Source organism: Geobacter sp. FeAm09 (assembly GCF_008330225.1).
Taxonomy (GTDB): Bacteria; Desulfobacterota; Desulfuromonadia; order Geobacterales; family Pseudopelobacteraceae; genus Oryzomonas.
Map to the genome: position 1 here is coordinate 2704307 of NZ_CP042466.1, position 15859 is coordinate 2720165.

The following is a 15859-nucleotide window of genomic DNA, read 5'->3' on the forward strand; positions in this document are numbered from 1 at the left end:
GGACGTTTTCAGGGGCACCGTAATCATCCAGGAGCTTCTGGAACAGATTCTGCCCCCACGGGAACCGGGCGGGCGGTGCCGCCAATCTTGATGTAGTGCCTGCCCGGCAGCAGATGGCCGGATTTGATCCATTCGTAAATAGTCGTTCTGCCGACGCCCATTCTGGCCGCGAACTGCTCGATGGAGAGCATCTCGACCTGCGGGGCGTAGTCGATGGCAGAGCTGGTCACGCCGCAATGCTCCCGGCTGACCTGCATTTATGGTGGGTATACTTGGGGAATCTGGACAAAACGAGTGTGGACGGGAATCTGCCAGGGCAGATTCGGGGTGGTGCAGGGTATTTCATTGTTGTTCTCCGTAATGTGTGTTGCCCCATCACCGGGGTCAGTATAAGGTCTATGCGCTGTGCTGCCATGCGGGGAGAGCCGCGTTTACGAATAATGCTACTTGTTAACTACCGGTCTGTTGCCTTTACCTCCTTTGTCCTGAGTGCCAGGGCGTAAAGTGCAGCCATATCGACGCCCCGGCCCGGTTCCCTGAATGTCAGGTACAGATTGATCGCCTGCCGAACATGCTCGGCCACCAGCAGTCCGGTTTCCGCCTTCAGTTCCTACAGGGCGTTATCCATGGCCGGTGGAATGATTATTTTCAAAATCCGCTGCTTCGTATCTTCTTTCCTTGGTGCCGGCATTCCAACCTCCTCGTGAAGGCTCTAGGGTCGGGGCGCGCGTTGTAGGTGGTCGAGTTCTATATAGGGCCAATATGGTTTGTGGACGAACTATATGTCAGGAATAAAAAAAACAGCAGCAAAAAATTACTTGAAAAAAATTCATACGTATGTATTAATATGACATAAAAACACAACGAAACAAACAAAGTGACGCATCGGCGACCACGAAGAAGTTGCTCAAAACTGCTGAACGCCTTTTGGCCGAGCACGAATATGGCGGGGTAGACATGAGGGTTCTGGCAGATGAGGCAAGCGTCAATCTTGACGCAACGGCGCATCACTTCGGTTCGAAGGGAAAACCGTATATAGAGGCGATCATGTGCCGTTTTCGTCCGATCAGCGAGGAGCGGATATGGGACCAGCGGTTGTAGCGCACATACACACGGTGCCAGTGTCCATAGCAGGACGGAAGATCACGCCACGGAGCCCCGGTCCTGGCAATCCAGAGAACGGCTTCAAGAAACAATCGGTTGTCCTTTGCCGTGACGCAAAATCACTGCTTTTGCCGGAAAGCAACGGAGCAAGGCGCTCCCACTGGTCGTCTCGTAAAACGACTCTGTCCATCTTTAAACCTCCGATAAGTGGTTTCAATGACTTATCGGAAACTTACTGAAAAACATTAATTGAGAATGCTACCTAGTCATGACCCTAATTAATAATAGTAATTATACTTATTATATAGTTAATAATTTTATTCATAAATAATAATTACAAAATATAATATTTATGGATAGTTGATTGAATTAAAATTAAGTTTTAGAACTCTGTCTTTGGATGTCATCATCGGCAACAGCGGAACTTTTTTGTTGCCTATACCCAACTAACCTTCTGGCTGGCTTATAACAGCACAACATCAACACCTTTTCGTGAAATCAACTTCAAACCAGAGGTCTTCATGGCACGTGACTTACTCACCATTTTTATAGTCTTATCTTCGCTGTTTGTGACAGATGACATGACCTGTGCGGAAACGGTTTCTGCTCTGGATCAACGCATTTATCAGGAGAAGCGGTCAAATGAGTCAATGTTTTCAATTCAGCCGTACAAAACCAACTACATTCTCCCAGCTACTTACAATACTCTTCCAAATAATGGCTTGTATTCAAGTTCATCAAATGGAAACGAGAATATCCAAAAACAGGAGGTTAAATTTCAATTAAGTTTAAAAGCTCCACTTTTGGATAACATATTTATTAACAACGGAACTCTTTTTGTTGCCTATACACAGCTTGCTTTCTGGCAGGCTTATAACAGCTCGATATCGTCACCTTTTCGTGAAATCAACTTCGAACCTGAAATCTTCATGTGTTTTAAAACTGACTACAAACTACTGGGGCTGACCGGAAAGCAAGTTGGCATCGGTTTTGATCATCAATCAAATGGTATGTCTAAACCGTTATCCAGAAGTTGGAATCGTGTTGTCGCAAATTTTGTTTTCGAATCGAGGGATACTTACATCGCTTTGCGCCCTTGGTTCAGAATCCCGGAAAAGGCTAAGGACGACGACAATCCATCTATAGAAAAATATTACGGCTATGGAGAATTGAATGTTCTGCAAAAGCTGAACAAACACACTCTGACCTTTATGCTTCGTAACAATTTGCGCCCATCCGGGAACAAGGGGGCGGTGCAATTCGATTGGAGCTTTCCGCTTCACAAAAAATTTAAAGGGTATGTTCAGTACTTCATTGGCTACGGCGAAAGCTTGGTGGATTACAACCATTTAAACAACCGGATTGGGATCGGCGTGATGTTGACTGACTGGTTATAACAGTAAAAGAAGACAATGGAGCAGATCCCGGGGCCACCTACTCGAGATTCTATTTTGGCAACACAGTACTGGTAGGCGCCAAGGCATATTCTCCAACGACTTCATACAGTGATGCCCCGGTTGTCTATTGGCACGACATATTATTACCGGATCACTGCGGGAGGGCAGAACGGCGAAACCCAGGGATCAAACGAAATTTCTGCGACACTGTGAACTCTTGTATCCGACCTGTGATCTAGTAGTGAAAAGGAGTGCCAATGTTGGGTGTGAATTTTGTATCAGGGACCGAATTGATTTACCACCACTTGGGAGGTGCTGATGAATGGTAAAAATACTTATTTTTGAAAAGATAGAAAAATTTGCATCACTTTCACTGGATTATCTGAAACATAACGGTTTTGAAGCATATTGTCTGAGTAATTACCAGGAAATTGCCCCGTGGGTGCGGGAAAATACTCCCAACCTTATTCTTCTCGACCTTATGCTACCCGGTAGTGACGGTATCAGAATATATAAGGAGATAAGAGCCTTCTCAAGCGTGCCGATCATCGCAGTCATCGCGCGTCTCGACCAGATTAATGCTTTATCAGAGCTTGAGTTGGAGGCAGATGGCTACATCTGCAAACTGTTCAGTCCTCGTGAGATAGTGGCGCGGGTTAAGATGGTTTTGCTCCAGGCCGAAAGCCAATCAGGCAATGACAGAAAGGCTCACAGATGGGTAGTCGAGGTTGCGCATTCTTAGTATAACAGGTTCAGGAAACTTCTGGTGAGGTATGAGAAACTCACCGAACGATATGAAGCGTTGTTACACATGCTGAAAAAATACGAGTGGCGTTTTAACAATCCAGATCATAAGTTGCAAATATCATTAATAAAACAACTAGTTAAAGGGAGTCTTAAATAATTGTCTGGGACAGTCCCAAACCTTTTTCAGCAGAGACGGAGTGGAAGGCGTCAAAAAAACACTTGATACAAACCTCATACGTATGTATTAATTCAACCACATGAGCACACAAAAGAGTAGACATAGCGAAGCATCGACCACGGAGAGTTTGCTCAACGCCGCCGAACGCCTCTTTGCCAAGTATGGATACGACGGTGTGGGAATGAGGGCTCTGGCAGATGAGGCGGGCGTTAATCTTGGTGCAACGACTTATCATTACGGTTCGAAGGAAAAGCTGTATATAGAGACAGTCATGCGCCGTTTTCGGCCGATCGGCGAGGAACGGATAAGGTCGCTTCGACAGGCCGAGAAGGCGGCAAGCGGGAAGCCTATTCCAGTAGAGACCATCGTAGATTGCATGTTGCGCCCGCCGTTCATGACGGTGTTAGCGCACCCGTATTTCCCGGCTCTGCTCGCGCGCAACCTGTTCATGCCACCGCCGTTCATGCAGGAGTTTATGGCTAAAGAAAACATACCGTTTACTGAACCGTTTGTAGCGGCGCTTGCTCGGACGCTGCCAAACTTGCCGCCACAAGTTTTGTACATGCGCGACATGTTCGCAGGCGGTATATTGCTGATGGTCTCAAGCCAGCTGAGCAAGATGCCAATGCGTAAAAGCCCCGACTTTTGTGAGCTGGTTTTAAAGGATATGGTGACGTTCATCGCAGCAGGACTCCGCACCGAGTCAACGATTTCGGGCAGTGACCTGCCTCCGATGGCCTTCTCGCGACCACTCTGCGGAACAGACGACTAATTTTTTTTCGGGCAAAATAATACATACGTATGAAATATGTTTGTAATAATATCATAATCATTGGCGCTGACACTGGAGTGAGGGAAAACTCGCATAGAAAAGATGTTGAGGCCTGCACCAAATCGGCCTTGAGTTATACCCGTGCCGATCCGTTTGATCCGTGAACGCTGTTTGCGCGGCAAACCACGCTGAAAGGCCCGGTAAAGGATATGCCACGGCGCCCCAACTAATCCGCTTGCTTTGAGGATAATTACTTGGTTTTCCCTTCCGTTTGGAAAGAATGAAATAAAAAGGAGACAGCTCAATGAAAAACAATCTGACCATCCTCTTTGCGGCAGTTACCGCCTGGCTCGCGACCGTCGTCACGCCTTCAGTCGCGACTGCCCAAACAACGGAATACGGCATGGCAGCCCAGCCGAATGGAGTCCGAGAACCGGGCATGCGTCCGCCGTTGTTCGATGTAACACTGGAATCTTCCTACACGGCGACCGGCAAGGCGAAATTTCGCGGTGCAGATTCAAGCGACAGCGATGCTTACAACCTGAGCTTTGCTCTGCGCACTCGCGCCCCATTGAACGAGCACTGGAGCATCCCGCTGGATCTGAGATCGCAGAATCTTTACCTGGGTTCGCTGGCGGGAGTGCCTGTTCCCGACAACATCCATACGCTCCAATTTGGCACCGGCCTGAATTATCGGCTCAACGACCGGTGGATGTTCATGGCCCTGGTCAGTCCGACGCTTTACAAGCTCAGCGATGTCGGCGGCAATGACATTGGGATCTCCGGCGGCCTCATGGCGATGTGGAATTACAGTCCGTCGCTGAAATTCACGTTCGGCGTCATGTATTCGCCGGACAGCGCCTTCTTCAAGGTGATGCCGATGGCTGGCCTCGATTGGGCCATCAACGACCAATTGGACCTGCGCCTGATGTTTCCCCAGCCGGGCCTGATCTATACGCCCAACGACCACTGGAGCTTTCGCGTCGGCGCGGACTTGAACATGGCTACGTTCCGCACCAGCGATTCGTTCGGCACGTCTATCGGTCTACCCCAATACAATGACGCGCTCGGCACCTACAGCGACATCCGCATTGGCGCAGGAGCCGGCTATCGTGTCAGCAAGAACCTGAGCGTGGAAGCGGACGCCGGTTACTCGGTGCACCGCCAGATAAATTACACACGGATCGACGAGCGCGTGAAGTTTGATCCCGCTCCCTATGCGGGCCTTGGACTACGCCTGAGCTTCTGAAAACCATGACCGATTTGCTCTCATAAATGCTGTTCAGTGAGCGCGCGAAATACGCGATGCTGGTGAGCGCTTTTGTAAGCTCGTTTGTAGTCTATATTCAGTGTCGGGCAGGATCTGTGCTGGGACGGTGAGCAGGACAAAGACCCCATCAGCCCCATTCATCAAGGAGGCACTTCCGTGCATAGACATCCATCACGGGGCATAAGCATCCCTCATTTCTGGTGGGTGATGCTTACTTGCATGTGGTACACATGCAAATTGAATTCAAACAGCCTTGCTCGGACCAATCTCCTTAACCGGTCCTCTTGCCTTTTTGTTTGGTAACGCCGAGTTGCTTCATTCTGCCTTGCGATGAACTGGGAATGCCGAGTTGCCTCATCCGTCCCCGCAACGTACTGGGGTTGAGGCCGAGCAACTCCGCCGCACCAGCGGGGCCATAAATTTTACCGTTGGCAATTTTAATGCATCGGTAATATGTCTCAGCATCGCCTCGTTAAGATTCAAGAAACGGCTTGGTGATTCTGGCGGAGCGACAGGTGCTGTACTTTGCAGACACCCATGTTCCAAAAGTAGGCAACCGAATCGCAGTTGCCCGCCTTGATGGGTGATCAGCGCCCTTTCCACCAGGTTTTCCAGCTCGCGGACATTGCCCGGCCACGTATGATTCATCAGTAGGTCATACACACCGGGAGCGATGATTAGAGGTTCAGGACTACCTAATTCCCTGCTCTTTTGTTTCACAAAATGATGAAGCAAGGCCGGAATATCTTCTTTCCGCTGTCGAAGCGGCGGAATAGTGATGGGAAAGATGTTCAAGCGGAACCAGAGGTCTTCCCGAAAACGGCCGTCTGAAACCAGCTGTTTCAAATCCCGGTTGGTAGCGGCAATGATCCGCACATCCACCGGTATTGCTTTCTCGCCCCCCACCCGGCTGATCATACGGCTCTGTAGCACCCGCAGCAATCGTACCTGACTTTGTAGCGGCAGTTCGCTGATTTCATCCAGAAACAAGGTGCCGCCGTCGGCCTCAATGGGGAAATGGGCTATGAAGTGGTGGCCACCGGCACCATCCTCACCGCCAAATACCACGGGATGCTCAACGACGTCGGCACCGCCAGCTATGTGGTCAGCCCCTTGACCGACGTGGTCGGGGTGGAAAGCCGCTACAACAAATACGAACTGGGCGCCCACCAGGCGTTCCTCAACCACTTCGTCCTGGGCATCCGTTTTCAGGAGCGCATCGTCACCGGCCAGGAAAACTTCGGCAACCGCAGTTACGAGAGAATCGGCGGCACCTTCGACATCTCCGGCCTGCCCCACAAGGACACCTACATCTCCTTCAGCGCCGACTACTGGGGGGTCAGGCGCACCCCCATCTCCAACAGCAACGACAGCATCCAGTACGGCGTCCGGGTGGGCCAGAAACTCACCAAAGCGGTTGACATCTGGGCCGGCACCTCCTACAACCGCTACGACTACGACCAGAACCTCAACCTGAGCCTCAGCCCCGACTACAGCACCGGCTACAACTACTATGCCAAGAAAATGGACTGGTCGCGCAACTATTATATCGGCGCCCAGTACCGGCCCACGAAGATGATCAGCCTCTCCGCCGACGTCAACCTGGAGCACGGCAGCTTCTACAACGATCTGAACAACGGCCTGAACACGAACTACACCACGGAATTGTGGGCGAACATCATCTTCTAGGGAGAGGAACGACCATGAACATCAAGACAACGGCACTGAGTCTGGCGACGGCCGCACTACTGCTGTGCGGCGCCCTTGCCGCATATGCCGTGGAATCGAACAAGCCGGCCAGCCACGACGCCACCTGGCTGCACAACCACGGCGCCGCGAGCAAGGTGAAACTGGCCGAATGCCTGGAATGCCACACGGACCGGGTGTCGTGCATCCAATGCCACCAGGAGGTGCAGCCGCGCAACCACACGGGTGCCTGGACGAGGAAAGGGCATGGCCTGGAGGCCCGCTGGGACCGGAGCAATTGCCTTGCCTGCCACAAGGAGGACAGCTGTATCGAATGCCACCAGAACACGCCGCCGGCAAGCCACCGCAGCGGCTGGAGTTCCGGCCACTGCACCCAGTGCCACAAACCGGTCCAGGAGAGCACCTGCTTCGTCTGTCACAAGACCACGCCGCACTAAGTTGCTGGTGAGCGATACCGTGCCATACTACTACGGCCCGTGGAGTTCCCCCTCCTTCCTCCGCAGGCTTTTTTTAGGGGGTATATGCCCACAGGCTTGAACAGGCGCTGGCATTTGTCTGAGTGGCTGCTTTGGCAGACAGCTAAATGCGGCCAGACAAGGAATCGTCAAATACAGTGAATTATTATCATATTTAATAATTGATTTTAATGGACATGTCATAACTGGCTTGTATTGCTGCGTTTGTGTCCTGGCATGCATTTGGCATTCAATTGCAGCAATTCAATAAAGGTGTACGGTGCCTGCGTCGGGTTACGGGACATTCCACCTGTCAAGCCTCTTTTGCATCACTTGTAGCCTGAAGCCCGTGGAACACTTTCTCGGTTTTACCATGGGCAAAACATTTCTGGATAGTTGCCAGAACAGTGTCACCTGCCGGTAAATTCATAAAGCTGAGGAAGTAGGACAATGGAAGCCTTCAAGTACCATGACCATGAGCGCGTCAGTGCTTTCTTGCAGGGAGGCAAACATGCCGGCGCTGGGCACAAGTCCTCCAGCGACAGCCGCTATCGCAATATCGTCTGGCATCTGGACGACATGTTCGATCGGCTTTCGCAGCGGCAGACCACGGATATCAAAGCAGATCTGGCCCGACTTCTGGATATCATGATGGAGCATGTCGGCAACGAGAATAGCTATATGAGCGTGGTCAAGTATCCCCAGGCACCACAGCACGGCCTCCACCACCGCTTCATATGTACCAAGACTGCCGAACTGCTGCATCGCAGCAAAAATGGGCTGTCGATAATTCCGGAAGACCTGAGCTATATCCGCCTGCTCTGGCTGGTGCATATCCAGATGTATGATCAGGCCTTTGAAGAGTTCATCGTAACATAGAAGTTTGTAGGAGTTGGCGTAATGGAAAACTGTGAAGTTGAGAATCGAACCAGCAGTTCCAACCAGCCAGCGATGTGCTGTTTTGTAGCGGCTCTTTATCCCGAATGCTTCTGTTATGAATTGTCGAGCAGAATTATTCCTAAGGTCATTGCTTTTTGTTGTAACGACTACAAATCATGCCCAGTGTACCAGCGAAAGATTCAAGACCAGCAATAAAAGGGTGGAGGTAATACTATGTTTGGCTTTGGCGTCCCGGAACTCCTCATAATTAGCGTTATCATGATAATGATATTCGGCGTTGGCAAACTACCTGAGGTCGGCAGTTCATTCGGCAAGGCGATCAATAATTTCAAAAAGGCCATCGCGGACAAAGACCAGGTCGAGATAAACCCCAAAAATGAAGCCTAAGCCTGTTTGCAGGATAGAGTCTGGACAAGGTCTGTTGTAATGGATGTTTGTAATGAAGGGCTGAAAACTGAGTTGACGGTTGTCGTGCCTGCACACGACGAGGTGCGTGGGATCTTGGTGTTTTTGGATCAGCTCCATGCCGTGTTATCGGAATGCTGTACTGATTTCGAGGTTATTGTCGTTGACGACGGTAGCCGGGATGGCACATGGCAGCTGCTCTGCGATGCCGCTACCCATTCCCTGTGGCTGCGTGGTCTGCGTTTTACGCGCAATTTCGGCAAGGAAGCGGCAATTCTGGGGGGGCTACGCCACTCCCGGGGGCAGGCTGTGATTGTTATGGATGCCGACGGCCAGCATCCACCGGAGCTTGTCCCGGTGCTTCTTGAACAATGGCGTTCGGGAAGCGCACAAATCGTCGCTGCCCAGAAAAAATCCGGTGCCATTACCCTTACGTCTCGCATCAACACCTATCTGTTCAACAAGACGATGCACCTGTTTACAGGACTTGATCTGAAAAACGCCACCGACTACCGGCTCTTGGACCGAACCGTTGTGGATACTCTTTTGGCTTTTCCGGAAAACGTCCGCTTCTTTCGGGGGATGACGGTGTGGACCGGCTTCACCACCAAGCAGGTGGAGTTCGAGGTGGCGAACCGCATAGCGGGATCCAGCCGGTGGAGTACCGGGCAATTGACCCGGCTCGCCATAACCGCCATAACCGCCTATAGCGCCAAACCTCTGGGGATCGTTTTCTGGCTGGGCATCGCCGGCATGGTCATCGCGTTGCTACTGATCGTGCAGGCACTCTACTCCCGGCTGACGGGAATCGCCGTTTCCGGCTGGACGTCGCTCACCATTGTGATTCTCGTCTTCGGCTCGGCGAACCTCCTTGGCATCGGTGTGCTGGGAGCGTATCTGGCGCAGATCTTTGACGAGATCAAGGGGCGGCCGGAATATATCCTCAAAGACACAACATTCGTATGATGTCGGTACTGAATACATATGTTCACATACGGCCCCTGCTCTCGGGCATCTTCATGATGCTCGTCTGGGAAAGCGCCGCCATGGGGGGCACCATAAAATTTGATTTCGAACAGAAGGGGGCACACTGTTTCGTTATCAATCGCGGCGATAGCGCAGCCTATTACCCGGCTATGTTCCAGCTTGACTCCTCCGGTCAATGGCTGCCGCTACAATCAAAGCCGAAGAGGGCTGAGCTCCGCCCCTCTTTGACCATGTCGGCACTACTGCTTAAATCCCCGGACACGGCAGCACAGACTTCAATTGAACGGCTCGGGATTGTGCTGATCCGGTTTTATGACCAGGCCGGCGTTGCTTTCGGGCAAGTAGGGTTTCTCCGTCCACTTCCGGCCACCCCCTCTGCCGTGACAGCCAGCTATGCCGGCTCACGCCTCAGGATTGCCGCCCCATCCGGGGCGAGCGCAATTCGGAGCACATGGCTTCTCATCCCCCATGAAACAGGGATCGCGCCTGTTACCCACCCGGTGGATTTCACCCATCATCAGCCCCCTGCCGTCAGAATTGAGTGGCGCAACAGGGCAAAGGTCGATATGGACACAGGCCCAGCTGCACCAGCGGTTACCCTGGTACATGAAACCCCTCACGGCTTCAGTGTCCAGAAGATACTGACGCATGGCGGCAGGAAGAGCGAACAGCGAGCTGCATGGCTTCAGATACGGCGGCTGTTTTATGTTTTGGGAACCCTGTGCGGTATTGGCGGCGTGTTATGTGCCATCACCGCTTACCGGGCCGGGCGTGCGGGCGTGGAGTCATGATGAGGCGCCTGCCGTTGCTCGCCGATATGGCACTGATGCTCCTGTTTGCCGGCCTGACCATCTCGGTCCTGGGGGTGCGCTTTCTCAACTCCCCCAACATGCCGACCGGTGGCGACACCGCTTCGCACGTACTGTACGCATGGCACTATGCCAAGGAGTTGCTGTTTTCCGGTAACATCCTGCCCTGGATGCCCGAGGTATTCGGGGGCTTCCCCTTTCTCTCCTATTACTTTCCCCTGCCGTTTATCATCATTGCCGTCCTGGCAAAAGGGCTGGGGTTTTCCGTGGCCTTCAAATGGGGCGCGTTTGCGGCAGCGATGCTGCTTCCCGGTCTGGTACAAGTCCTCGGCCGCCGCTGGTTTTCCTTGCCCTGGCCTGCCTCCATCTTTGGCGCAGTGGGGGCATTCGCCTTCTTGCTGCACGAACAGAATTCCATCTGGGGCGGCAATCTCCTGTCTACGCTGAGCGGGGAATTCACCTACAGCTATGGCGTGCTCTTCGCGGTACTGGCGTGTTTCGCCTGGAGCCGTGCCTCTGAAACGAGAGGAGGATGGATTGTTGCGGCATTACTGGAGGCGGCCACGGGATACTGCCACGGCTTCCCCTTGCTCGTCGTCGGTTTTTCCACGGTAGTGTTGCTCGTCGAGAACAGCAATTTCCGGCGTACTGCCTGGTTGCTGGTACGTGGTCATCTGCTCGCATTCTGCCTGTTAGGGGGGTGGCTGTGGCCGATGCTGGAGATGCATGGCTATACTATTGCCAACGATGCCTCATGGGCACTGTCAAGCTGGGGTGACCTCTTCCCTCTGGGGCTTCGCCCCGTATTTGTGGCCGGCGGCGTGTGCCTCCCCGTCTGCCTCCTGTCCGAAAGGGTGCATGCTGCAATCACGTCCCAACAGGCCCGCGCCATGCGCTACCTCATGGCTGCTGCCGCTCTTGCCTGCCTGGGGTACCTTGCCGGGGAACAGCTCGGACTCGCCAACATCCGTTTCTTCCCCATGGTGTGGCTGTTTGCCGCAATCGTGTGCGGCTGGCTGGTCGGGATAGTCATTTCCGTCCTGGCGGCGGGGAACGGCAGAGGCTCGCTGCTGAGCCGGACCATGCTCACGCTGGCTCTCTGTCTGGGAGTGCTGGGGTGGCTGGCGCAAACGGTACGGAAAGCTCCCGACTGGTCGTTATGGAATCATGCCGGTTTTGAATCCAAGCCGCAGTGGCATAATCTCTCCAAGATCTTCCCCGCCATGCACGGGACGTTATGGAGCCCGCGCCTCGTATTCGAACACGATCCGACCAATAACGACCTGGGATCAACGAGGGCACTCGAAGCGCTTCCCCTGTTTATCGGCCGGCCGGTCCTGGAAGGGCTCTACATGGAATCGGCGCTGCTCTGCCCGGCGGTATATCTGCTGCAATCCGAAGTTTCGGCACAGCCTTCCTCGCCGCTGGTCCGCTTTCCCAGCGGAAGGCTGGACCCGCCACGTGCCGCTGAGCACATGAATTTTCTCCACGCGGATACCTTGCTGCTCCGGAGCGAGCAAGCGAAGAATGCCGTTGAGGCCAGCGGACTCTTCGAAAAGACCGCTGAATCACCTCCCTTTGCCGTGTATCGCTTGCGCAATTTCACGAGCCACCTGGCACAGGTGGTCACCCAGCCGATCAGGGTAAGGCCGCAAAAAGAGTGGCTGGAAGACTCCTTTGCCTGGTTCCGCACGCACAACCGGTTCCAGTCCTATCTCCCGGTCTATGGGGCTCCCGCCGGCCTGCAAGCGGCTCCGGCAGCCACGGTCGTGCGGACGCTGTCGCTGGAGCGCCACCGCATGCATTTTGCGACCGACAGTGTGGGCAGCCCACATCTGATCAAGGTGACCTGGCACCCGCGCTGGCGGCTGGGAAGCGCCGGAAGCCTCTATAAAGCCGGTCCCGGCTTCATGCTGGTGGTGCCCCGGGAGCATGACATCATCCTGGAGTACGGGCATACGCCGATAGGAATTGCCGGCATGGCGGCAACCACCCTGTCCGCTGCGTTCGTAATATTCTGGCAGGGCTGGGGGAAAAGGCAGCAGGCTGACGCTTCCGCACCGGTGGTGGCAGGGGGCGGTTTTCACCCAATCCGCCAGGCCATATTTTGGGGAACAGTGATCGTGGCCGGTTTCTGGTTTGCCACGCAGTCCCCAGAACAGCTTTATCGGCGTGCGCATGCAAAACTCCTCGCCAAACAGTACGATGCGGCAACTTCCCTGTTTCTGAGGTCCTTTAATGGCAGGCGCATCCCGGCCAGGAAAGAGGAAGCGCTTTTCTGGCTCGCCAAATCCTACGAGCAGGCCGACCAGAAAAACGCTGCCATGAAGCGGTACCGTCAACTTACCGGCGTCTATGACGGGCAATGGGTGCCGGAAAACCTCTATGCCTATGTCCGCCTGGGGCGGGAGGCCGGCCAGGCGGTACAGGTGGAACCTTATGCAAGACGGCTGATTGACGAATACCCGGATAGCAGCTGGGCGAAGAAGTTGATATGGAAGTAATAATTTTAAAAATACATGCGAACCACGATAGGAGATGAGCCCATGTTCGGTTTCGGAGTCCCTGAGTTACTTATTGTTGCTGCTATCATGATGTTGATATTCGGCGTAGGCAAGCTGCCGGAAATAGGCAGCTCTTTCGGCAAAGCCATCAGCAATTTCAGAAAAGCAGCCGCTGATAAGGAACAGGTTGAACACAAATCCGAAAAGGATGCCTGAAGAAGGTGAAACGGGGCCGTCCCCACTACTTGCCAGTCGCGGTTTCACGCTGTTGGAGCTGGAGGTGGTGCTGGCGGTCATCGGCATGGTGATGACGCTGGTGATCCCGCGTCTGCCCACTACGGAGGGTGAGGATCTGAAGATCTCGGCGCGGACCCTGGCCTCGACGCTGCGCTATCTCCAGGACCGGGCGGCCACCACCGGGATCGTCTACTACCTGCGCCTGGAGCCGGGCACGGACACGGTCAAGGTCCTGCAGGCGGCGGGCGACGGGAGCGAAATGGAGCCGACCGACCCCTTCCTGCAACAACGCCCCACCAAGGAAGGGGTGGTGGTGGCGGACGTGGTCATCCCGCGCCTGGGCAAACTGAACGACGGCCAGGTGCGGCTCGACATCGGCGCCGGCGGCCTGCGCGATTTCGTCACCATCCACCTGCGCTCGGCGGGCGGCGCTTTCTGGACGGTCATGGGCTTCCCCTCCAGCGGCAAGGTCAAGATCTACGAAGGCTACCAGGAAGACGCGCTATGAGAGGATTTACCCTGCTGGAGGTAATGGTGGCCCTGGCCATCATGGCCAGCGTCATCCTGACGGTGCTGGGGGCGGTCAACTACCACCTGACGATCATTACCAACGAACGGGACAGCACCGCCCTGACGCTTCTGGCGCGGGCCAAGATGGCTGAACTGCTGCAACTGAAAAGCCAGGGGCAGACGCTCTCCGAGAAGAGCGAAGGGACCCTGGCCCCCACCCACCCGGAACTCTCCTGGCGGGCCGAAGTCACGGCCACCGACCTGACCATGCTCCAGAAACTGGTGGTGCGGGTATGGCGGACCGGCGACAAACGGGAGGTGGCGCTTGAGTGCTATCTCACGCAATAAGGGCTTCACCCTCCTGGAAGTGCTGATCGCCGTGGTCCTGCTGGGCATCCTCACCGCCGCCCTCTACGGGAGCTACTTCACGGTGCTGCGGGCCCGGGAGCGCTCGGCGGAGGGCATGGAGGCGCGGCGGGAACTGGGGAACACCCTGGACCTCCTGCGGCGGGAGATCGGTTCCGCCCTCTACAAGAGCACGGACAAAAAACTCAAATTCGTCGTCGAAGACCGGGACAGCTTCGGCCGTCCCGCCTCCAACCTGGAACTGACCACCCTGGCGCCCCCCTCCACCCTGAGCACGGCCCAGAAGGAATCGGGCACCATCGACGTCCAGTACCGCATGGTGGAACAGGAGAACCAGCGCCTGCTCCTGACCCGCAAGGAACAGGACGTCCTGCTGGACACGACCACCACGGTGCCCGCCTACCCGCAGATGGAACGGATCAGCTCCTTCCTGGTGGAATGCAGCAGCGACGGCGGCACCACCTGGGTGAAGAGCTGGGACACGACCCTGAACGGCAAACTGCCGAAACTGGTGCGCATCACGGTCCAGGTGGAGGAAGAGGGGGCGCTGGTGGCGTTTACCGTCTATACGGCCCCCCGGGTGGGTGGCACGTGAGAGGCGAAAAGGGCTTTGCCCTGGTCCTGACCCTGGTGGTCACCGCCCTGATGGTGGCCGCCGCCGTGGAACTGATCCACCAGGTCTACGTGGACACGTCGCTCAACCGCAGCTTCCGCGACGGCCAGCAGGCCTCGATCCTGGCGGAATCGAGCGCCTATGGCGGTATGGCCCTGCTCAAGCAGCTGCTGGCGAAGCAAAAGTACACCTCGCTGTCGGACACCTGGGCTCTGCCGTTCAAAATGGATGACGAGATCGGGCGCATCGAGATCACCACCACCGAGGAGAGCGGCAAGATCAACCTCAACGCGCTGGTCCAGTCGAACAACACGATCAACGACGATACCCTGGCGGTCCTGAAACGGCTGGGTACGCAACTGGACATCCCGGAAAGCGTATGGAACGCCCTGGCGGACTGGATCGACACCGACGACCTGCCCCGCTCGGGCGGCGCCGAGACCACCTACTACAAGAGCCTGAGCCCGTCCTACGCGGCGCGCAACGGCAGCCTGGCGACGGTGAACGAACTGTCGCTGGTCAAGGGCTTCACGGCGGACGTGGTCAACAAGCTCAAACCGTTCGTCACCGTCTACCCCGGCAAGGCCAGCACCTTAGCCGTCAATGTGAACACGGCGCCCAAAGAGGTGCTCATGGCGCTGGACAGCAGCATCACCGCGAGCGTGGCGGAGCGGATCATGGAGGAACGGCGCCTGACGCCATTCAAGGCCATCGGCGAGCTGTCCCGGGTTGACAGCCGGTTGGCCGCGTCCCTGGCCAAGACTGGAAAGGTCCAGGGCAAGGTATTCAAGATCACGGCCAAGGGTTTCGTCAAGGAGGCGGCCCGCACCGTCGAGGCCGTGGTCAATATGGACGGTACGACGGAGAGCCTCTCGTGGCAGGAATATTAGCCGGCCGG

19 protein-coding genes and 2 pseudogenes are annotated in these 15859 nt (G+C 55.0%); 18 read left to right on the plus strand and 3 right to left on the minus strand.

Annotated features, from left to right (window positions below):
- Nucleotides 1-23: 23 nt before the first annotated feature.
- Nucleotides 24-257, minus strand: a complete 234-nt coding sequence (locus tag FO488_RS12655; RefSeq protein WP_149210888.1) for an AlpA family transcriptional regulator — start codon at nucleotides 255-257, stop codon at nucleotides 24-26.
- A 646-nt stretch (nucleotides 258-903) separates the two neighbouring features.
- Between FO488_RS12655 and FO488_RS12660 the strand changes: the two genes are divergently transcribed.
- The gene (locus tag FO488_RS12660) at nucleotides 904-1101 is read left to right on the plus strand and encodes a TetR family transcriptional regulator (RefSeq protein WP_168206025.1); all 198 of its coding nucleotides are present in this window, start codon (nucleotides 904-906) and stop codon (nucleotides 1099-1101) included.
- On the opposite strand, the pseudogene FO488_RS20045 reads toward FO488_RS12660, so the two are convergent.
- Nucleotides 1086-1294: pseudogene (locus tag FO488_RS20045) on the minus strand (transposase); the annotation flags it as partial. The gene FO488_RS12660 and the pseudogene FO488_RS20045 sit on opposite strands and share 16 nt — an antisense overlap.
- A 235-nt stretch (nucleotides 1295-1529) precedes the next feature.
- On the opposite strand from FO488_RS20045, the pseudogene FO488_RS20365 reads away from it, so the two are divergent.
- The 5 genes and pseudogenes from FO488_RS20365 to FO488_RS12690 all read left to right on the plus strand — a co-directional run.
- A pseudogene (locus FO488_RS20365) lies at nucleotides 1530-1622 on the plus strand (phospholipase A); the annotation flags it as partial.
- 3 nt (nucleotides 1623-1625) lie between these two features.
- Complete coding sequence (locus FO488_RS12670) at nucleotides 1626-2501, plus strand: phospholipase A (RefSeq protein ID WP_149212182.1); 876 nt, start codon at nucleotides 1626-1628, stop codon at nucleotides 2499-2501.
- Between the two features lie 322 nt (nucleotides 2502-2823).
- Entirely contained in the window at nucleotides 2824-3243 is a 420-nt protein-coding gene (locus FO488_RS12675) for a response regulator (RefSeq protein ID WP_149210889.1), read from the plus strand.
- 262 nt (nucleotides 3244-3505) lie between these two features.
- Nucleotides 3506-4198: a TetR/AcrR family transcriptional regulator gene (locus FO488_RS12685; RefSeq protein ID WP_149210890.1), complete on the plus strand. Its 693-nt coding sequence runs from the start codon at nucleotides 3506-3508 to the stop codon at nucleotides 4196-4198.
- 304 nt (nucleotides 4199-4502) lie between these two features.
- Nucleotides 4503-5447 (plus strand): DUF6268 family outer membrane beta-barrel protein, encoded by a 945-nt coding sequence (locus FO488_RS12690; RefSeq protein ID WP_149210891.1) that lies wholly within the window; start codon nucleotides 4503-4505, stop codon nucleotides 5445-5447.
- Nucleotides 5448-5822: 375 nt separating this feature from the next.
- On the opposite strand, the gene FO488_RS20055 is transcribed toward FO488_RS12690, so the two are convergent.
- Complete coding sequence (locus tag FO488_RS20055) at nucleotides 5823-6458, minus strand: sigma 54-interacting transcriptional regulator (RefSeq protein ID WP_240731907.1); 636 nt, start codon at nucleotides 6456-6458, stop codon at nucleotides 5823-5825.
- A gap of 27 nt (nucleotides 6459-6485) precedes the next feature.
- On the opposite strand from FO488_RS20055, the gene FO488_RS20060 reads away from it, so the two are divergent.
- From FO488_RS20060 to gspK, 12 genes are all read left to right on the plus strand, one after another.
- A complete protein-coding gene (locus tag FO488_RS20060; protein ID WP_240731909.1) occupies nucleotides 6486-7157 on the plus strand; it encodes a hypothetical protein in 672 nt (223 codons plus the stop codon).
- A gap of 14 nt (nucleotides 7158-7171) precedes the next feature.
- The gene (locus FO488_RS12700; protein ID WP_149210892.1) at nucleotides 7172-7612 is read left to right on the plus strand and encodes a hypothetical protein; all 441 of its coding nucleotides are present in this window, start codon (nucleotides 7172-7174) and stop codon (nucleotides 7610-7612) included.
- A gap of 468 nt (nucleotides 7613-8080) precedes the next feature.
- Nucleotides 8081-8509 (plus strand): hypothetical protein, encoded by a 429-nt coding sequence (locus tag FO488_RS12705; RefSeq protein WP_149210893.1) that lies wholly within the window; start codon nucleotides 8081-8083, stop codon nucleotides 8507-8509.
- 234 nt (nucleotides 8510-8743) lie between these two features.
- Nucleotides 8744-8917 (plus strand): twin-arginine translocase TatA/TatE family subunit, encoded by a 174-nt coding sequence (locus FO488_RS12710; RefSeq protein ID WP_149210894.1) that lies wholly within the window; start codon nucleotides 8744-8746, stop codon nucleotides 8915-8917.
- 39 nt (nucleotides 8918-8956) lie between these two features.
- Entirely contained in the window at nucleotides 8957-9901 is a 945-nt protein-coding gene (locus FO488_RS12715) for a glycosyltransferase family 2 protein (RefSeq protein WP_149210895.1), read from the plus strand.
- On the plus strand, nucleotides 9898-10713 hold the full coding sequence (locus FO488_RS12720) for a hypothetical protein (RefSeq protein ID WP_149210896.1): 816 nt from the start codon (nucleotides 9898-9900) through the stop codon (nucleotides 10711-10713). Before FO488_RS12715 ends, FO488_RS12720 begins: the two co-directional genes overlap by 4 nt.
- Nucleotides 10714-10739: 26 nt before the next feature.
- The gene (locus FO488_RS12725; RefSeq protein WP_205743273.1) at nucleotides 10740-13235 is read left to right on the plus strand and encodes a 6-pyruvoyl-tetrahydropterin synthase-related protein; all 2496 of its coding nucleotides are present in this window, start codon (nucleotides 10740-10742) and stop codon (nucleotides 13233-13235) included.
- 42 nt (nucleotides 13236-13277) lie between these two features.
- Nucleotides 13278-13451, plus strand: a complete 174-nt coding sequence (locus FO488_RS12730; RefSeq protein WP_149210898.1) for a twin-arginine translocase TatA/TatE family subunit — start codon at nucleotides 13278-13280, stop codon at nucleotides 13449-13451.
- A complete protein-coding gene (locus FO488_RS12735; RefSeq protein WP_149210899.1) occupies nucleotides 13444-13980 on the plus strand; it encodes a Tfp pilus assembly protein FimT/FimU in 537 nt (178 codons plus the stop codon). The genes FO488_RS12730 and FO488_RS12735 overlap by 8 nt, the downstream gene beginning before the upstream one ends.
- Nucleotides 13977-14330: a type II secretion system minor pseudopilin GspI gene (gene gspI, locus FO488_RS12740; RefSeq protein WP_149210900.1), complete on the plus strand. Its 354-nt coding sequence runs from the start codon at nucleotides 13977-13979 to the stop codon at nucleotides 14328-14330. Before FO488_RS12735 ends, gspI begins: the two co-directional genes overlap by 4 nt.
- Nucleotides 14308-14943 carry a type II secretion system protein GspJ gene (locus FO488_RS12745; RefSeq protein WP_149210901.1) on the plus strand — a complete coding sequence of 212 codons (636 nt, stop codon included), beginning with the start codon at nucleotides 14308-14310 and terminating at the stop codon, nucleotides 14941-14943. Before gspI ends, FO488_RS12745 begins: the two co-directional genes overlap by 23 nt.
- A complete protein-coding gene (gene gspK, locus FO488_RS12750; protein WP_168206028.1) occupies nucleotides 14940-15851 on the plus strand; it encodes a type II secretion system minor pseudopilin GspK in 912 nt (303 codons plus the stop codon). Before FO488_RS12745 ends, gspK begins: the two co-directional genes overlap by 4 nt.
- Nucleotides 15852-15859: the final 8 nt, after the last annotated feature.

Bases quoted from the DNA above. Each gene is read 5' to 3' on its own strand.
- FO488_RS12655 (WP_149210888.1), bottom strand. From the start codon at position 257: ATGCAGGTCAGCCGGGAGCATTGCGGCGTGACCAGCTCTGCCATCGAC.
- FO488_RS12670 (WP_149212182.1), top strand. From the start codon at position 1,626: ATGGCACGTGACTTACTCACCATTTTTATAGTCTTATCTTCGCTGTTT.
- FO488_RS12675 (WP_149210889.1), top strand. From the start codon at position 2,824: ATGGTAAAAATACTTATTTTTGAAAAGATAGAAAAATTTGCATCACTT.
- FO488_RS12685 (WP_149210890.1), top strand. From the start codon at position 3,506: ATGAGCACACAAAAGAGTAGACATAGCGAAGCATCGACCACGGAGAGT.
- FO488_RS12690 (WP_149210891.1), top strand. From the start codon at position 4,503: ATGAAAAACAATCTGACCATCCTCTTTGCGGCAGTTACCGCCTGGCTC.
- FO488_RS20060 (WP_240731909.1), top strand. From the start codon at position 6,486: ATGGGCTATGAAGTGGTGGCCACCGGCACCATCCTCACCGCCAAATAC.
- FO488_RS12700 (WP_149210892.1), top strand. From the start codon at position 7,172: ATGAACATCAAGACAACGGCACTGAGTCTGGCGACGGCCGCACTACTG.
- FO488_RS12705 (WP_149210893.1), top strand. From the start codon at position 8,081: ATGGAAGCCTTCAAGTACCATGACCATGAGCGCGTCAGTGCTTTCTTG.
- FO488_RS12710 (WP_149210894.1), top strand. From the start codon at position 8,744: ATGTTTGGCTTTGGCGTCCCGGAACTCCTCATAATTAGCGTTATCATG.
- FO488_RS12715 (WP_149210895.1), top strand. From the start codon at position 8,957: ATGGATGTTTGTAATGAAGGGCTGAAAACTGAGTTGACGGTTGTCGTG.
- FO488_RS12720 (WP_149210896.1), top strand. From the start codon at position 9,898: ATGATGTCGGTACTGAATACATATGTTCACATACGGCCCCTGCTCTCG.
- FO488_RS12725 (WP_205743273.1), top strand. From the start codon at position 10,740: ATGGCACTGATGCTCCTGTTTGCCGGCCTGACCATCTCGGTCCTGGGG.
- FO488_RS12730 (WP_149210898.1), top strand. From the start codon at position 13,278: ATGTTCGGTTTCGGAGTCCCTGAGTTACTTATTGTTGCTGCTATCATG.
- FO488_RS12735 (WP_149210899.1), top strand. From the start codon at position 13,444: ATGCCTGAAGAAGGTGAAACGGGGCCGTCCCCACTACTTGCCAGTCGC.
- gspI (WP_149210900.1), top strand. From the start codon at position 13,977: ATGAGAGGATTTACCCTGCTGGAGGTAATGGTGGCCCTGGCCATCATG.